At 60.7% G+C, this 15,276-nt stretch carries 14 protein-coding genes; 3 read left to right on the top strand and 11 right to left on the bottom strand.

Annotated elements, in window-relative coordinates:
• Window positions 1–44: 44 nt before the first annotated feature.
• Window positions 45–821, bottom strand: a complete 777-nt coding sequence (locus IFU31_RS07925) for a ferredoxin--NADP reductase (protein ID WP_192102661.1) — start codon at window positions 819–821, stop codon at window positions 45–47.
• 345 nt (window positions 822–1,166) lie between these two features.
• Here IFU31_RS07925 and IFU31_RS07930 point away from each other — a divergent pair, with 345 nt between their 5' ends.
• The gene (locus tag IFU31_RS07930; protein ID WP_192102662.1) at window positions 1,167–2,291 is read left to right on the top strand and encodes a methyltransferase; all 1,125 of its coding nucleotides are present in this window, start codon (window positions 1,167–1,169) and stop codon (window positions 2,289–2,291) included.
• 97 nt (window positions 2,292–2,388) lie between these two features.
• On the opposite strand, the gene IFU31_RS07935 is transcribed toward IFU31_RS07930, so the two are convergent.
• The 10 genes from IFU31_RS07935 to IFU31_RS07980 all read right to left on the bottom strand — a co-directional run bounded on the left by IFU31_RS07935 (window position 2,389) and on the right by IFU31_RS07980 (window position 12,614).
• Window positions 2,389–2,550, bottom strand: coding sequence for a DUF2474 domain-containing protein (locus IFU31_RS07935; RefSeq protein WP_082223659.1), 162 nt, complete (start codon window positions 2,548–2,550; stop codon window positions 2,389–2,391).
• 50 nt (window positions 2,551–2,600) lie between these two features.
• Window positions 2,601–3,608: a cytochrome d ubiquinol oxidase subunit II gene (gene cydB, locus IFU31_RS07940; protein WP_192102663.1), complete on the bottom strand. Its 1,008-nt coding sequence runs from the start codon at window positions 3,606–3,608 to the stop codon at window positions 2,601–2,603.
• Window positions 3,609–3,610: 2 nt separating this feature from the next.
• Window positions 3,611–5,047 carry a cytochrome ubiquinol oxidase subunit I gene (locus IFU31_RS07945; protein WP_122475379.1) on the bottom strand — a complete coding sequence of 479 codons (1,437 nt, stop codon included), beginning with the start codon at window positions 5,045–5,047 and terminating at the stop codon, window positions 3,611–3,613.
• 328 nt (window positions 5,048–5,375) lie between these two features.
• Entirely contained in the window at window positions 5,376–6,008 is a 633-nt protein-coding gene (locus IFU31_RS07950) for a C39 family peptidase (protein ID WP_192102664.1), read from the bottom strand.
• Window positions 6,008–7,264, bottom strand: coding sequence for a transporter (locus tag IFU31_RS07955; RefSeq protein WP_192102665.1), 1,257 nt, complete (start codon window positions 7,262–7,264; stop codon window positions 6,008–6,010). The genes IFU31_RS07950 and IFU31_RS07955 overlap by 1 nt, the downstream gene beginning before the upstream one ends.
• Window positions 7,265–7,325: 61 nt before the next feature.
• Window positions 7,326–7,829 carry a hypothetical protein gene (locus tag IFU31_RS07960; RefSeq protein WP_192102666.1) on the bottom strand — a complete coding sequence of 168 codons (504 nt, stop codon included), beginning with the start codon at window positions 7,827–7,829 and terminating at the stop codon, window positions 7,326–7,328.
• A gap of 32 nt (window positions 7,830–7,861) precedes the next feature.
• Window positions 7,862–8,452 carry a hypothetical protein gene (locus IFU31_RS07965; RefSeq protein ID WP_192102667.1) on the bottom strand — a complete coding sequence of 197 codons (591 nt, stop codon included), beginning with the start codon at window positions 8,450–8,452 and terminating at the stop codon, window positions 7,862–7,864.
• Between the two features lie 471 nt (window positions 8,453–8,923).
• A complete protein-coding gene (locus tag IFU31_RS07970) occupies window positions 8,924–11,113 on the bottom strand; it encodes a xanthine dehydrogenase family protein molybdopterin-binding subunit (protein ID WP_192102668.1) in 2,190 nt (729 codons plus the stop codon).
• The gene (locus tag IFU31_RS07975) at window positions 11,110–12,099 is read right to left on the bottom strand and encodes an FAD binding domain-containing protein (RefSeq protein WP_122800663.1); all 990 of its coding nucleotides are present in this window, start codon (window positions 12,097–12,099) and stop codon (window positions 11,110–11,112) included. The genes IFU31_RS07970 and IFU31_RS07975 overlap by 4 nt, the downstream gene beginning before the upstream one ends.
• Window positions 12,096–12,614: a (2Fe-2S)-binding protein gene (locus tag IFU31_RS07980; RefSeq protein ID WP_122475723.1), complete on the bottom strand. Its 519-nt coding sequence runs from the start codon at window positions 12,612–12,614 to the stop codon at window positions 12,096–12,098. Before IFU31_RS07980 ends, IFU31_RS07975 begins: the two co-directional genes overlap by 4 nt.
• Before the next feature lie 236 nt (window positions 12,615–12,850).
• Here IFU31_RS07980 and IFU31_RS07985 point away from each other — a divergent pair, with 236 nt between their 5' ends.
• Both IFU31_RS07985 and trmA read left to right on the top strand, forming a co-directional pair.
• Window positions 12,851–14,143, top strand: a complete 1,293-nt coding sequence (locus IFU31_RS07985; protein WP_192102669.1) for an NCS2 family permease — start codon at window positions 12,851–12,853, stop codon at window positions 14,141–14,143.
• The gene (trmA, locus tag IFU31_RS07990; RefSeq protein WP_192102670.1) at window positions 14,140–15,225 is read left to right on the top strand and encodes a tRNA (uridine(54)-C5)-methyltransferase TrmA; all 1,086 of its coding nucleotides are present in this window, start codon (window positions 14,140–14,142) and stop codon (window positions 15,223–15,225) included. Before IFU31_RS07985 ends, trmA begins: the two co-directional genes overlap by 4 nt.
• Window positions 15,226–15,276: the final 51 nt, after the last annotated feature.

Genomic DNA, 15,276 nt, shown 5'->3' on the forward strand with positions numbered 1-15,276 from the left:
GTTCGCGAGTGGTTGATGCGGTGGGTCAGGTGGTGAGGCGATTGCTACCAGTAGTTTTCGACCGCGACCTGGCCGGGACGGCGGCTGAGGCTGAGGTTCATGGCGCGGCCTTTGAGCAGTTGCCGGGTGTCGTCGATCATCTGCGGGTTGCCGCAGATCATCACCCGTGAATGCTCGGGAGTCAGTTCCAGCCCTGCGGCCCTTTCCAGTTCGCCGCTTTGAATCAGGTCGGTAATGCGCCCGTGCAAGGTGCCAGGCACCCTTTCCCGGGTCACGATCGGGATGAATTGCAGCTTGCCGGCGAACTCGGCCAAATAGTCGCGCTGTTCAAGCCCGGCGATCAGCTCACGATAGGCCAGCTCCTGGCCTTGTCTGGCGCTGTATACCAGCTTGATCCGCTCGAATTTTTCCCACACGGGAAAATCCTGCAGGATCGAAACGAAGGGTGCCACGCCGGTGCCGGTTGCCAGCATCCACAGGTCCCGACCGTCGACGAAGCGGTCCAGGGTGAGGAATCCGGTGGCCATTTTCTCCACCAGCAGCTCGTCTCCCGGGCGTAGTCGGCTCAACTCGCTGGTGAACTCGCCATCCGGTACGACGATGGAGAAGAACTCGAGAAACTCGTCGTGGGGCGACGACACCATCGAATAGGCGCGCCACACCACGGTGCCGTCGGCCTTGGTCACACCCAGACGAGCGAACTGACCGGCGACGAAGCGGAAACCGGCATCGCGGGTTGTGCGCAGGGTGAACAGGCTGGGGGTCAGCGGCTGGACCTCGATGAGGGTCTGGCGAGTGAATTTTTCTGCGCTGGCGGTCATGAGGCGCTCCGTTGTTCAAGTGCCGGCATTTTCCCGCAAACCGCCGAAGATAAACACCGCTGGTTTGTGTGGCGACCGGTGAACCATCTGCTCGCGAAGGTCGTACCGCAGTGGGTCTGATGTTGGGCGGTGAGCCCTTCGCGGGTAGAACCCGCTCCCACAGGGTGCAGATGCAGGATAGAACTCGCTCCCACAGGATAAGGCTGCGGTGAACCCATCGCGGGTAGGACCCGCTTGCGCAGGGTATGGCTGCGGCGCGGCTTTCGTGGCCGATGACCGCTTCTACAGGCTCCGCGTGCGATCGGGTAGAATCGCGGCTTTATTGCCGCTTTCGTGCCCTTCGCCATGCCTGTACTGACCTCGCCCTTCGCCGAACTCGATCTGATCCGCCAGCCTGATCAACCCAACGAACCGTTGCAGGCGTTCGATGCGGCGGACGAGTACTTGCTGGCCTACATGGCCGAGCACGCGCTGCCAGCCCAGGCCCGCGTGCTGATTCTCAACGACAGCTTCGGTGCTCTGGCCATCAGTCTGCAGAGCGTCGTGCAGGTGGTCAGCAGCGGCGATTCGTTTCTGGGCGCGCTAGGGCTGGAAAAGAACCTCACGCGTAACGGCCTGCCATTCGACAGCGTCGAGCTCATCCCGGCCAGCACCGATGTGCAAGGTCCGTTCGACCGTGTGCTGGTGCGCGTGCCCAAGACCCTTGCGCTGCTCGAAGAACAACTCATCCGCCTGCACGGCCACCTGAAGCCTGGCGCCGAGGTGGTGGCCGCCGGCATGGTCAAGCACCTGCCTCACGCCGCTGGCGAGCTGCTGGAAAAATACATCGGCACGATGCGACCCTCACTGGCCGTCAAGAAGGCCAGGCTGCTGATCGCCACCCATGAAGACAAACCCGCACAAGCATCGCCCTACCCTACCCGCTATGCGCTGGACGAACCTGCGCTGACGCTACTCAACCACGCCAACGTGTTCTGCCGCGAGGGCCTGGACATCGGCACTCGCGCATTCCTCCCCCACCTGCCGCGCAACCTGGGCTCGGCGCGGGTGGCCGACCTGGGCTGCGGCAACGGCGTGCTGGCCATCGCCAGCGCCCTGGCCAACCCGGAGGCGCACTACAGGCTGGTCGATGAATCGTTCATGGCCGTGCAATCGGCGCGGGAGAACTGGCAAGCAGCCCTGGGTGCCCGCGAGGTCGAGGTCCGTGCCGGTGACGGACTTGCGGGCCAGGCACCGCAGTCGCTGGACGTGGTGTTGTGCAACCCGCCGTTCCACCAGCAGCAAGTGGTGGGCGATTTCCTGGCGTGGCGGATGTTCCAGCAAGCACGCGAAGCCCTGGTTGCCGGGGGCGACCTGTACATCGTCGGCAATCGCCACCTGGGCTATCACAGCAAACTGGCGCGGCTGTTCCGGGCCGTAGAACAGGTGGCGTCCACGCCCAAGTTCGTGGTGCTGCGCGCACGCAAGTAAGCGCACTGCACAGGCGCTCAGCTGCCCTCAGGCAAAAAAAAAGCCCTCCGCAAGGAGGGCTGTAAAATGAGCACTGCCAGGGCAGCACTGATGGGATTCAATGGGATTTCATCCCCGCCGCCGTCATGAACAGGCGGATCAACATGGCAAACAAGCCCAGCGCGACGACGCTGCCGGCGTAGATCACCACCAGCCAGCCCAAGCGTTTCCACAAGGGCTTTTTCTCTTCGCTGTGCGTAACGATCGGTTTCTCGCTCATGCTTCTACTCCTGCCCGACCCAGGCCTTGGCCTGGGCAGCGGCGGTTGGACTAGTGGTAGCCGTCTTCGTGGGTAACCTTGCCGCGGAACACGTAGTAGCTCCAGAAGGTGTACACCAGGATGATCGGAATGATGAACAGCGTGCCCACCAGGATGAACCCCTGGCTCTGAGGCGGCGACGACGCGTCCCAGATCGAGATCGACGGCGGAATGATGTTCGGCCACAGGCTGATGCCCAGCCCGCTGTAGCCTAGGAACACCAGCAGCAGGGTCAGCAGGAACGGCGTGTAGTGCGCGTTGCTTTTCACCGAGCGCAGCAGGCCGACGACCGTGGCCAGCACCAGAATCGGCACGGGCAGGAAGTAGAACAGGTTCGGCGTGCTGAACCAGCGCGTGGCGATGTCGTCATGGGCCAGCGGCGTCCAGATGCTGACGATACCGGTCACGACCAGCAGCCCGTAGGTCAGCGGCGGCGCTAGTTTGTGCATGGCCTGCTGCAGGCTGCCTTCGGTTTTCATGATCAACCAGGTGCAACCGAGCAACGCGTAGGCAACGATCAGTGCCAACCCACAGAACAGGCTGAACGGCGTCAACCAGTCGAAGCCACCACCGGCATAGTTGCGGTCGACCACGGCAATGCCGTCGATGTACGCACCCAGTGCCACGCCCTGGAAGAACGTGGCCGCCAGCGAGCCGCCAATGAACGCCTTGTCCCAGACATGGCGCTTGGCCGCAGTGGCCTTGAAGCGGAACTCGAACGCCACGCCACGAAAGATCAGGCCCATCAGCATCAGGATCAGCGGCAGGTACAGCGCCGACAACACCACCGAGTAGGCCAGCGGGAAGGCGCCGAACAACGCCGCACCGCCCAGGACCAGCCAGGTTTCGTTGCCGTCCCAGACCGGCGCCACGGTATTCATCATGACATCGCGGTCACCTTCGTCCTGCATGAAGGGGAACAGGATGCCGATGCCCAGATCGAAGCCGTCCATGATCACGTACATCATGATGCCGAAGATGATGATCACGGCCCAGATGAACGGAAGGTCGATACCCATGCTTAGTGCCCCTTGCTCAAGGTGTCGGTGTGGCCTTCTTCGGTGCCTTCATGGGCAGCCGAAAGAGGACGTGCAGGCGTGCGCTGGGTACCAGGGCCACCGGTGTTGATCTTGTCTTCGTGCGCCTTCGGACCCTTGCGCACCAGGCGCATCATGTAGCCCAGGCCCACGCCGAACAGCGCGAAATACACCACGACGAACATCACCAGGGTGAAGGTCATCTGGCCGATGCTGTGGTTGGAGGATGCGTCGGCAGTGCGCATCAGACCGTAGACCACCCACGGCTGACGGCCGATCTCGGTGGTGAACCAGCCCGCCAGTATCGCGATCAGGCCCGATGGCCCCATCCACAGGGTGAGGTAGAGGAACGGGCGGCAGGTGAACAGCGCATCTTTCTTGCGCAGCCACACGCTCCACAGACCGACGAAGATCATCAGCATGCCCAGTCCGGCCATGACGCGGAACGACCAGAAGATGATGGTCGAGTTGGGACGGTCTTCCTTGGCAAACGACTTGAGCGCGGGTACCTGCTTGTCCAGGCTGTGGGTCAGGATCAGGCTGCCCAGGTACGGAATCTCGACGGCGAAACGGGTCTTCTCCGCTTCCATGTCGGGCCAGCCGAACAGGATCAGCGGCGTTGCCTCGTCACCCTTGTTTTCCCAGTGGCCTTCGATCGCGGCGATCTTGGCCGGCTGGTGCTCGAGCGTGTTCAAGCCGTGCATGTCACCCACGAAGGCCTGCACCGGCGCCACGATCAATGCCATCCACATGGCCATGGAGAACATCCGGCGGATGGCCGGCGTGTTGCGACCGCGCAGCAGGTGCCAGGCCGCCGAGGCGCCGACGAAGAACGCCGTGGCCACGAACGCGGCAATGGACATGTGCACCAGGCGATACGGGAACGAGGGGTTGAAGATGACCGCGAACCAGTCGACCGGAATCACCCGGCCGTCGATGATCGCATGGCCCTGGGGGGTCTGCATCCAGCTGTTGGACGCAAGAATCCAGAACGTGGAAATCAGCGTGCCGATTGCCACCATTATCGTCGAGAAGAAGTGCAGGCCACGGCCCACGCGGTTCCAGCCGAACAGCATGACACCCAGGAAGCCCGCTTCCAGGAAGAACGCAGTGAGCACTTCGTAGGTCAGCAACGGCCCGGTGACGGCACCGGCGAAGTCGGAGAAGCGGCTCCAGTTGGTGCCGAATTGGTAGGCCATCACCAGACCGGACACGACGCCCATGCCGAAGTTGACTGCGAATATCTTCGACCAGAAGTGATACAGATCGCGGTAGGTGTCGTCACGGGTTTTCAGCCACATGCCTTCGAGCACAGCCAGGTAGCTGGCCAGACCGATGGTGATGGCGGGAAACAGAATGTGAAACGAGACCGTAAACGCAAACTGCATTCGGGCGAGATCGATTGCCTCTAAACCGAACATGGGGCTTCCTCTATCAGGTGAACCGGCGCAGGCGGGCGGCCCATGCCAGCGGCCCCTGCGAGGGGAGCGCGGTCTGATGACTTCGTTCTAGTGGAGTCCACGTCGCAGGGATTGTGGCCGTTTGGCCGCCATGCCGCGCCAGACGAGGCGTTGACATGGATGAAGACACCTTCAAAGAGTAGCCTTGTTTGCAGCCTTGGCCTGTGTGGTTTAGTGCCGCACGACCAGATGTCGCACCCGGTTTACTTTCCTCTGGTATGGGGTTTGGAAAGGCTATCTGTACGGCTTTGGTGGATCTGATACCTAGGCGCAAGGTAGCCGTACGGCATCATTGCACTGGGGTTCGTTGCATTGTCCGAACAGTTTCCCGCTCGGATGCAATCAAGCGACGCGATGGCAGCCTTAACCCATGCTCCGATGGCAGTCCGAAATGGTCTCGGCCCAGTGCAAGCGTTTCACCCTGCCATTGTTCGAACAGTTCAAACAGGGGCATACGGATATGTCCCCGTGCGGGATCTGCCACCAAAGCACTACCATTGCTTATACCTTTGAGCACGACAAAATGATTCAGCGTTTTTTGCCTGAGCAGGATGATCACCGGACCTTTCAGCAAGGCCAATGCCTGACGAGGCAACATCACACCTTCGGCCAGATAGCCTAAACGCTGGGCGGTGGTTTTGAGGTCAAGCAAGGAAAATCCTTGAGTGGTTCGCTCCATAGCCTGCTCATTGGTAAGCCTGGCAACCATGTCGGCGAGTACGTCCTGCTCACTCAGGGTCTCGCCGAAATACAAGTTGAGCAGAATGGTCAATGACGCAGCACCACAGGAGTAATCCAGCGTTTGGCGATCAATGTTAGCCATGCGCAATGCGACAAAGGATCTGGGAGCCTGGAATGGCGAAGCGTTCGCCATGATGGTTAACCCAAACATGAACGCCAGGCCAACCGCTAGATGACGCATCAATTGAACTGGCGCTTGAGGTTCAATGACATGGAAGCCGGCCCTGCATCGTCATTTAGCCCAAGCATGATTTGAGGAGAGACCACCCAATCGTCATGAAGCCGGTAGGACAGGTTGAAGGCAAGGTCCGCCGGATCGATATCAGTACCTTTGATGATTTGTCTATCTGCCTTCAAGTTGGCGCTGTAGCTATATGAGAATCTCGCCCCTATGGACAGCTTCTCATTCAGTGCAAAACCTGCACCCAAGTGACTCCGCAACGCCCAGCCCGGCTTCACGGCATAGCCGTCTATGGTGCTCTTAAAAAAGTGCTGATAGCTGAGACCGCCAAACAAAATGGCAGGGTCTGTGCTGCGCACCCACGCAATGCCTGGCGCTACGTTCCAGTGTCCCGAGCCGTTGTTCAACGGGTCCTTCCATCTGTTGGCTGCGTCGTTGTAGCGTTTTCGGCCGGTGGGAGCGCCGATGTCGAACGTGAACGAGAGAGCTGGATGTGCGGAGGTTTCGTCCAGCCACTGATACTGGACTCCAAAGCCTATGTCCGCGAGGTCCCACGCGCCGGTGGTACTTACATACTCATTGGAAGAGACATCTTCGACGCTCGTATAAGTGAAGGGCACTGCAAGATGCCCTTCCAACCGGTCGAAAAGCCCTGCGCGAAGCGTAGGTTCGAACTGGATGACGCGTGCACTGTAGGAGGATTTCTGGAAATAGCCAACGTCAAACAGATTGTGTTGCCGGCGGCTTTGCTTGTAAACAAGCCCCATATCGAACTCATACTCACCCGGCCCGAGCAATACCGTAGAGCCCACCAGGAAATCCAGCGGCGGTTGTTCGGTACGTTCGCCGTATTCGGCGGGAACATCCTCGGCTTCGGGATTCCGCTCTTCGATGAAGCTGCGAGTCAGTGCTTGTATTTCGGTCATCCTGACCTCGACCTCACCGAAGGTCGTGGATGTGAGCAAGGTCAACGTTGCGCCATTACTCATCAAGCGCCCCGAGGCTAGTTCGCCATTCTTGAATCGCACTTCATAATCATGGTCGGTTTGCAATGACGCAATGTCCGGACCCGGAATATTCAACCCCGTGCCGTAGGAAGCGCTGAAAACGCAGACGTCGCCCTCATAGCTGATCAACCTGCCTGAGAGGCTGTCGCCATTCTTCAGGTGGACAGTATCAGCCATTGCAACAGGAGCGGTAGATAACAGAATGCTGACACTCGCGGCAAAGTGCGTGAGTGAAGACGGGATAGACATTGGCGTCCTTGCGGTTATCGAAAAAAGTAGGCGCAGCACGTATCAAGGCTGCGCTTATGGGTCACCAGCGGAATGTGGAGATGGGCCGTGACCATTGACTGGCGCGGAAGCCATAGTTGCGCGGCGCCTTGGTCTCGCGATCCAGAGCCTGGTAGTGATGCTCGATTTCGCGGGCATTGGCACGATTCCAGGCGTTCATACGGCTAGTTGAATCGGCCAGCCAGACATCGCCTGCAACAAGCTCCAGCGTCCCGCCATCTCGATACCACTTATATTCATGCGGGCTATAATCGAATCCTTGATATTGATAGGCTCGATAATCAGACTGACTACCGCGCTTTTTCCATGTGACCTGATGAGTTTTGATACCTTGGGTGACACTGGGTCGGGCGTATCCAGTGATGCGGGCCGCACCTTTTATTAGCGCCATTTGTCCATCGTCAAGTGTGCGCACTTCCATACCCGCGCCGCGCAGTGCTTCAACCATGGGAACCGCAGCATAACTGCCCACTGACGCCGCGACCAACATTACGCCTATCGAAAGGGCTTTCCATTGCATGGACATATTTCTGTACTCCTTTATTAAAAAATCGGGACTTATACGTCAGGCGATTCAATGTCCGTCATGTAAAAGCCTATTTCAGCGATAAGTGCCACAAGTCGGGCATCCGAACGGATTGCCTCGTTCATCTCTCGATGCAGGGTAGCTTCAATGCCCGGCGTGGTATTCATGATCACGTAATGTTCCAAATCATCGACCCCCCACAAACCATGACCCTCCGACACCGTTTGCTGTACGGCCTGCAGGCGCTCGCGGAACTCTTGCATCTGACCGTCTGAAACGTTGTGGGTCAGACGGGTTTCGACAGTTTGTGAACCCACGACTTCAACAATGGAATTGGCAAAGCCAATCATCCAACTCGGCACTTGGCATATCGCCAACTCTGCGCGACTCACCCCGCACTCACTCAATTCCCGCCCCTGCGCCCGCACTCGCTCGATTTCCCGTTCTTTGTCAGCCAGACTCACGGCAGCTGGAGAAAGCGTTACGTTATCGTGCCGAGAAGGTGGCGTTTCCGATGATAGGTTCAGTATCTGCTTGAAACTTTCCGTTGTGTCCGATGCTGGCTTTGACTCTTTAACCAACGGATTTACAACTCGAGTAAAATCGACTTTCGATACATTCATCGGTTGCCTCCTGGCAAGTAATGTCCGTTGCGAATTTTGCAGAAATTGAGCGTTAACAATCATGCGCCTGACTGCAGCGCGACGGTACTGTAGTCGACTTAACCCTACCGACGTCAAGGCGCGCCATAATCTGGAAAGTTAAAAAACATTGCGAGATAGCAGCCCGACCAAAGACTATTCGCAACAAGCTGTAAGAACATTCTGAAAAAAACCGCGTCGATACATACTTAGCGCGCAAAATCCGCTGGAGAGATAGTGAAATATTCCTCCTTCCTGCGGGTTTGCTCAGATAGCTGATGCCCATGATTATGGGTAGGTGGGCGACGGAGCCCGCACTGATCAACGCGGATACGCAGTCGCGATCGAAAGATTCTTCTGGTGTGCGTACTTGGCTTGCACCTGCAAGAACACTCCCCAAAAAACCTAAACGGCTCTTGAGGAGTGCACTGTCCTACCAAGACACCAGATGCGTTACATCACCTTGTCCAGCGTGATCGGAAACTCGCGGACACGCTTGCCGGTGGCGTGGTAGATGGCGTTGGCCACTGCAGCGGCAACCCCGACGATGCCGATTTCGCCAACGCCCTTGGAACCCAGGGCGTTGACGATGTCGTCGGGCTCGTCGACGAAGATCACTTCGATGTCGTTGATGTCCGCGTTCACAGGAATGTGGTACTCGGCCAGGCTGTGGTTCATGAATCGGCCCAGGTTATGGTCGGTCTGGGTTTCTTCCTGCAGCGCCATGCCCAGGCCCCAGACCACGCCACCGAGAATCTGGCTGCGGGCCATCTTCGGATTGACCACGCGCCCAGCGGCCACGGCGCTGACCACACGGGTCACGCGAATGGTGCCCAGGTCTTCGTCGACCTCCACTTCAACGAACACCGCCGAATGGGTGGCCGTGGCATAGCCTTCGCGCTTCTTGTCCGGCTTGGCGTCGACCTGCGCTTCGAAAGTGTCCGAGCCGTCGATGCTGGCCAGGTTTGCCAGCGACAAATGGTGGCCAGGGCAACGCAGTTCGCCGCCCTCGACGAACACCTGGGCAGGATCGGCGTCGGCAAACGCCGGCTGCACCTGGCTGGCGGCATGGATGAGCTTGGCTTTGAGCGCTTCGCAGGCCTGCTGCACGGCCGTACCCACCGAAGACACGGTGAACGAGCCGCCCTGCAGCGGCGCCGTAGGCAGCGACGAATCGCCCAGCTTGAACTCCACGTCCTGCGCGGCGACGCCGGCCGCCGCAGCGGCGATCTGGGTCATCACGGTGTAGGTGCCGGTGCCGATGTCGGTGGTTGCACTGCTCACCACCAGCTTGCCTTGCTTGTCCAGCCTGGCCTTGGCGCTGGCCGGCATCTGCATGGCTTCCCAGACCCCACCGGCCATGCCCATGCCAACCAACTGGTTGTCACGTCGCATACTGCGTGGCTCGACCTTGCGCTGGCTCCAGCCGAAGCGTTCGGCACCCTGCTGATAGCAGGCCTTGAGCTCTTTGCTGGAATACGGCTTGCCTTCGTTCTGGTTGGTGTCGGAGAAGTTGACCAGGCGCAGCTGGACCGGGTCGATTTTGGCTGCCACGGCCAGCTCGTCCATCGCGCACTCCAGGCCGATCATGCCCAGGGCCGCACCCGGTGCGCGCATGTCCAGCGGCGTGAACACGTCCAACGGCACCAGGTTGTAGGTCAACTTGACGTTGTCACAGTGGTAGAGCATGCCGCTCCATTCCACGACGTGCTCCGAGAAGTCTTCGAAGCGCGAAGTCTGCCCGGTCGCAGTGTGACCGACCGCCTGCAACTTGCCGTCGGCGCTACAGGCCAGTTGCAACTGCTGCACGGTGCGTGGACGGTAGCCGAAGGTGAACATCTGCTGGCGGGTCAGGGTCACGCGCACCGAACGCTTGAGGTGCAGGGCCGCCATTACGGCCAAGGGCAGCTGATACTGCGGACGCAGGCCGGAACCAAAGGCGCCGCCGACGAAGGCGGCCATGACGCGGATCTTTTTCTTGTCCAGGCCGAACACGTTGGACAGGTAGGTCTGACAGTTCTGCGTGCTCTGGGTCTTGTCGTGGATGACCAGGCTGCCATCGGCTTGGTAGAGCGCGGTGCTGGCGTGCGGCTCCATCGGGTTGTGGTGCTCGACCGGTGTGTCGTAGGTCGCGTCGACGGTGATCGGCGCAGCTGCGAATTGCCCGGCGAAATCGCCACGTGGCTCGGGCAGCTCGGCGGGTGCCGGCTTGGCGGCGGACAGCTGGGCGCGCAGGTCGGTCTGGTGGGATTCCTGGGCGTACTCGATCTGCACCAGCGAGCCTGCATGGCGGGCAAGCTCCAGATTATCAGCGACGACCAGGGCCAGGGGCTGACCACTGTAGAGCACGTTGTCGTTGTACAGCGGGCGAAACGGCGAGCCATCGGCGGAGTCGTCGTCTTCGTATTTTTCGTCGTAGCTGGCCAGCTTCGGCCGGTTGCTGTGGTCGATCACGGCCACTACACCGGGCAGCGCCAGCGCCCTGGAAGCGTCGATGGAAACCACTCGACCATTGGCGATGGTGCTGGAGACAACGCTGCCGAACAGCAGGCCGTCTTCCGGGAACTCGCCGGCGTAGCGCGCTTGACCCGTCACTTTGAGCAGACCGTCGACGCGGTCCATGGGTTGGCCGAGTGTGCTCATGGCTGCATCTCCCCTTTTGCGGCATCGCTCAGGGCACGGACTATCGCGCGGCGGGCCAGCTTGATCTTGAAGGTGTTGTGTTGCAGGCCGCGAGCGTCCTGCAGCAACAGGTCGGCGGCTTTGCCAAAGGTTTCGGCAGTGGCGGGCTGGCCGATCAGCAGGCGTTCCACCGCCTCGTCGCGCCATGGCTTGTGAGCCACCCCGCCCAGCGCCAGGCGGGCGTCGCGGATGGTCTCGCCGTCGAGTTCCAAAGCGGCCGCAACCGAAACCAGTGCGAAGGCATAGGACGCCCGATCGCGAATCTTCAGGTACTGGCTGTGGGCGGTGAAGCCGGCGGCAGGCAATTCCACTGCGGTGATCAGCTCGTCATCGGCCAATTGGTTGTCGCGCTCGGGGGCGTCGGCAGGCAGGCGATGAAAGTCGGCGAACTCGATGGTGCGTGCGCCGTTCGGGCCTTGCACATGAACCACGGCAGCCAGGGCCGCCAAGGCCACACACATATCCGAAGGATGGGTGGCCACGCATTGCTCGCTGGCGCCAAGAATGGCGTGAATGCGATTCAGGCCGTCCTTGGCCGGGCAGCCGGTGCCAGGCTCGCGCTTGTTGCACGGCATCTTCGAATCATAGAAGTAGTAGCAACGCGTGCGTTGCAGCAGGTTGCCACCGGTGCTGGCCATGTTGCGCAGCTGCGGCGATGCGCCCGCCAGAATCGCCTGGCTGAGCAATGGGTAACGCTGCTCGATCAACGGGTGCCAGGCCAGGTCGGCATTGCTCACCAATGCGCCGATGCGCACGCCGCCGTCGGCGGTCTCCTCGACTTCGCGCAGCGGCAGCCCGGTGATGTCGATGAGCTGCTCGGGCTGCAGGACGTTTTCTTTCATCAGGTCGAGCAGGTTGGTGCCGCCGGCGATGAAGCGCGAATGCGGGCCGGCCAGGCGTACGGCTTCATCGACGCCTGCAGGCTTGGCGTAGGTAAACGGATTCATGAGCGCTCACCCCCCTGCACTTCGACCACTTCTTCGATGGCCGCGCGAATGTTGCTGTAGGCACCGCAGCGGCACAGGTTGCCGCTCATCAATTCCTTGATGTCGGCGCTGGATTCGGCGCGACCCTCGTTGATCAGGCCGACGGCGGAGCAGATCTGCCCCGGCGTGCAGTAACCGCACTGGAAAGCGTCGTGCTTGATGAACGCCGCCTGGACCGGATGCAGTTGGTCACCCTGCGCCAGCCCTTCGATGGTGGTCAGTTCGGCGCCATCGCACATCACGGCCAGGGTCAGGCAGGCATTGACGCGTTTGCCATTGAGCAGCACGGTGCAGGCACCGCACTGGCCGTGGTCGCAGCCTTTCTTGCTGCCGACCAGGTCGAGTTGTTCGCGCAACAGGTCCAGCAGCGTGGTCCAGGGCAGCACGTCGAGTTGACGTGATTGGCCATTGAGTTGCAGGGAAATGCTGTGGCTGGCGTACGGCTGCGCACCAGCGCTTGTAGAAAGCGTGTTCATCGGGTCGACCTCACGGTAATTCAGCTTGCTGCGCGACATTTTTCTTGTCGCGTCGTTTGCAGGTACGACTTTGAGCGGTCGCCATTCGTTCAGACGAGCTGATGAGTGTTTCCATGCGGTGCTGCTGGTATGATGCGCGGCTTTTTTTACCGCCCGGATGTGCTTTGCTATCAGGGTCGACACTACAACACTCGACAACAACGGCAACGGCGCAAAAAGCGCCACAGGGAGCAGGCATGCTGGAAAGGCTGTTTCAACTCAAGGCGCACAACACCAACGTGCGCACGGAACTACTCGCCGGGGTGACGACCTTCCTGGCGATGGCCTACATCCTGTTCGTCAACCCCAGCATCCTGGGTGAAACCGGCATGGACAAGGGCGCGGTCTTCGTCGCGACCTGCCTGGCTGCAGCCATCGGCTCGACGATCATGGGCCTGATCGCCAACTACCCGATCGCCCTGGCGCCCGGCATGGGCCTGAACGCCTTCTTCACCTACACCGTGGTCCTGCACATGGGCCACACCTGGCAAGTGGCGCTGGGTGCGGTGTTCATCTCGGCCGTGTGCTTTTTCCTGCTGTCGATCTTTCGCATCCGCGAATGGATCGTCAACAGCATTCCCCTGCCGCTGCGCTCGGCCATCGCCGCCGGCATTGGCCTGTTCCTGGCGCTGATCGCCCTGCAGGGCGCTGGCATCGTGGTCGGCAATCCGGCCACGGTGGTAGGCATGGGCGACCTGACCAAGCCTGGCGCGGTGCTGGCGATACTGGGCTTCTTCCTGATCGTCGCCCTGGAGGCGCGCAAGGTTCGCGGGGCGGTGCTGATCGGCATTCTGGTGGTGACCACCGCCTCTATTCTGCTGGGCTTCAGCCCGTTCAACGGGCTGGTGTCGATGCCGCCTTCGCTGGCACCGACGTTCATGCAGCTGGACATCGCCGGGGCCCTGGACATCGGCCTGCTGAGCGTGATCTTCGCCTTCCTTTTCGTGGACCTGTTCGATAACTCCGGGACCTTGATCGGCGTCGCCAAGCGCGCCGGCCTGATGGGCAAGGACGGCCACATGCCGAAGATGGGCCGCGCGTTGATCGCCGACAGCACGGCGGCCATGGCCGGCTCGCTGCTGGGCACCTCCACCACGACCAGCTACATCGAGTCGGCCGCAGGTGTGAGTGCCGGTGGCCGCACCGGGCTGACCGCCATCGTGGTTGCGGTGCTGTTTTTGCTGGCGCTGTTCTTCGCTCCGCTGGCCGGCAGCGTACCGGCCTATGCAACGGCACCGGCGCTGTTCTTCGTGGCGGTATTGATGGCCTCGGGGCTGGCTGAAATCGACTGGGACGACATCACCGAAGCCGCACCGGTGGTGGTCACCGCTTTGGCCATGCCACTGACCTATTCAATCGCCAATGGCATCGCCTTCGGCTTCATCGCCTGGACCTTGATCAAGCTGCTGGCGGGCCGTACCCGCGACTTGAATTCGGCCCTGGTGATTCTTTCCATTCTGTTCGTTGTGAAACTGGGCTGGTATCCATGAGTGCTGTTCTCGACCCCTCCTCCTACACCCAGCAGTTGGATGACAAAGTGGCGCGCATGCGCGCGCTGCTGGCGCCATTCGACGCCCCGGAACCGGCTGTCTTCGATTCGCCGCGCGAGCACTACCGGCTGCGTGCGGAATTTCGCCTGTGGCGCGAGGATGGCCAGCGGCACTATGCGATGTTCGCTCCCGGCGAGAAGCATGTACCGATCCTGATCGACAGCTTCCCGATTGCCAGCATCCGCATCAACGAGCTGATGCCGCGCCTCAAAGCTGCCTGGCAGAACGATGCAGCGCTGAGCTACAAGCTGTTCCAGGTGGAGTTCCTGACCACCCTGGACGGCGACGCCATGATCACCCTGTGCTACCACCGCCCGCTGGACGAGCACTGGCAGCGCGCGGCCGAGCAGTTGGCGAGCGATCTGGGCGTGAGCCTCATCGGTCGTTCCAAGGGCAAGCGTGTGGTCATCGGCCGCGACTATGCAGTCGAGGCGCTCGAAGTCGCTGGCCGTACCTTCCGCTATCGCCAGCCCGAGGGCGCGTTCACCCAGCCCAACGGCACGGTCAACCAGAAGATGCTCAACTGGGCGTACGAGGCGTTGGGCCCGCGTGACGATGATCTGCTGGAGCTGTATTGCGGCAATGGCAATTTCACCCTGCCGCTGGCCACACGAGTACGCAAGGTCCTGGCCACGGAGATCAGCAAGACGTCGGTTGCCGCTGCCCTGCACAACCTCGACGACAATGGGGTCGATAACGTGACGCTGGTGCGCCTGTCGGCCGAAGAACTGACCGAGGCGCTGAACGAGGTGCGGCCGTTCCGCCGTTTGCACGGCATCGATCTCAAGGCCTATGACTTCGGCAGCGTATTCGTCGACCCACCACGGGCCGGCATGGATGCGGACACCTGCGAGCTCACCCGGCGCTTCGACAACATCCTGTACATCTCCTGCAATCCGGAAACCCTGGCGGCCAACATCCAGCAGCTGCATGACACCCACAAAGTGGCCAAGTGCGCGCTGTTCGACCAGTTTCCGTATACCCACCACATGGAATCAGGGGTCCTGCTGGTGCGCCGTTGAGGCGCGCCGTGCGCCATCGGCGAAAACCATTTGACGTAAGTAACTAGTTCG

Source organism: Pseudomonas sp. CFBP 13602 (assembly GCF_014842725.1).
In the GTDB taxonomy this organism is placed as follows: Bacteria; Pseudomonadota; Gammaproteobacteria; order Pseudomonadales; family Pseudomonadaceae; genus Aquipseudomonas; species Aquipseudomonas baltica.

Excerpts from the sequence above, each read along its gene's own strand:
- IFU31_RS07945 (WP_122475379.1), bottom strand. The coding sequence starts at position 5,047 with ATGTTCGGTTTAGAGGCAATCGATCTCGCCCGAATGCAGTTTGCGTTT.
- cydB (WP_192102663.1), bottom strand. The coding sequence starts at position 3,608 with ATGGGTATCGACCTTCCGTTCATCTGGGCCGTGATCATCATCTTCGGC.
- trmA (WP_192102670.1), top strand. The coding sequence starts at position 14,140 with ATGAGTGCTGTTCTCGACCCCTCCTCCTACACCCAGCAGTTGGATGAC.
- IFU31_RS07975 (WP_122800663.1), bottom strand. The coding sequence starts at position 12,099 with ATGAATCCGTTTACCTACGCCAAGCCTGCAGGCGTCGATGAAGCCGTA.
- IFU31_RS07950 (WP_192102664.1), bottom strand. The coding sequence starts at position 6,008 with ATGCGTCATCTAGCGGTTGGCCTGGCGTTCATGTTTGGGTTAACCATC.
- IFU31_RS07970 (WP_192102668.1), bottom strand. The coding sequence starts at position 11,113 with ATGAGCACACTCGGCCAACCCATGGACCGCGTCGACGGTCTGCTCAAA.
- IFU31_RS07930 (WP_192102662.1), top strand. The coding sequence starts at position 1,167 with ATGCCTGTACTGACCTCGCCCTTCGCCGAACTCGATCTGATCCGCCAG.
- IFU31_RS07955 (WP_192102665.1), bottom strand. The coding sequence starts at position 7,264 with ATGTCTATCCCGTCTTCACTCACGCACTTTGCCGCGAGTGTCAGCATT.
- IFU31_RS07925 (WP_192102661.1), bottom strand. The coding sequence starts at position 821 with ATGACCGCCAGCGCAGAAAAATTCACTCGCCAGACCCTCATCGAGGTC.
- IFU31_RS07965 (WP_192102667.1), bottom strand. The coding sequence starts at position 8,452 with ATGAATGTATCGAAAGTCGATTTTACTCGAGTTGTAAATCCGTTGGTT.
- IFU31_RS07985 (WP_192102669.1), top strand. The coding sequence starts at position 12,851 with ATGCTGGAAAGGCTGTTTCAACTCAAGGCGCACAACACCAACGTGCGC.
- IFU31_RS07960 (WP_192102666.1), bottom strand. The coding sequence starts at position 7,829 with ATGTCCATGCAATGGAAAGCCCTTTCGATAGGCGTAATGTTGGTCGCG.
- IFU31_RS07935 (WP_082223659.1), bottom strand. The coding sequence starts at position 2,550 with ATGAGCGAGAAACCGATCGTTACGCACAGCGAAGAGAAAAAGCCCTTG.
- IFU31_RS07980 (WP_122475723.1), bottom strand. The coding sequence starts at position 12,614 with ATGAACACGCTTTCTACAAGCGCTGGTGCGCAGCCGTACGCCAGCCAC.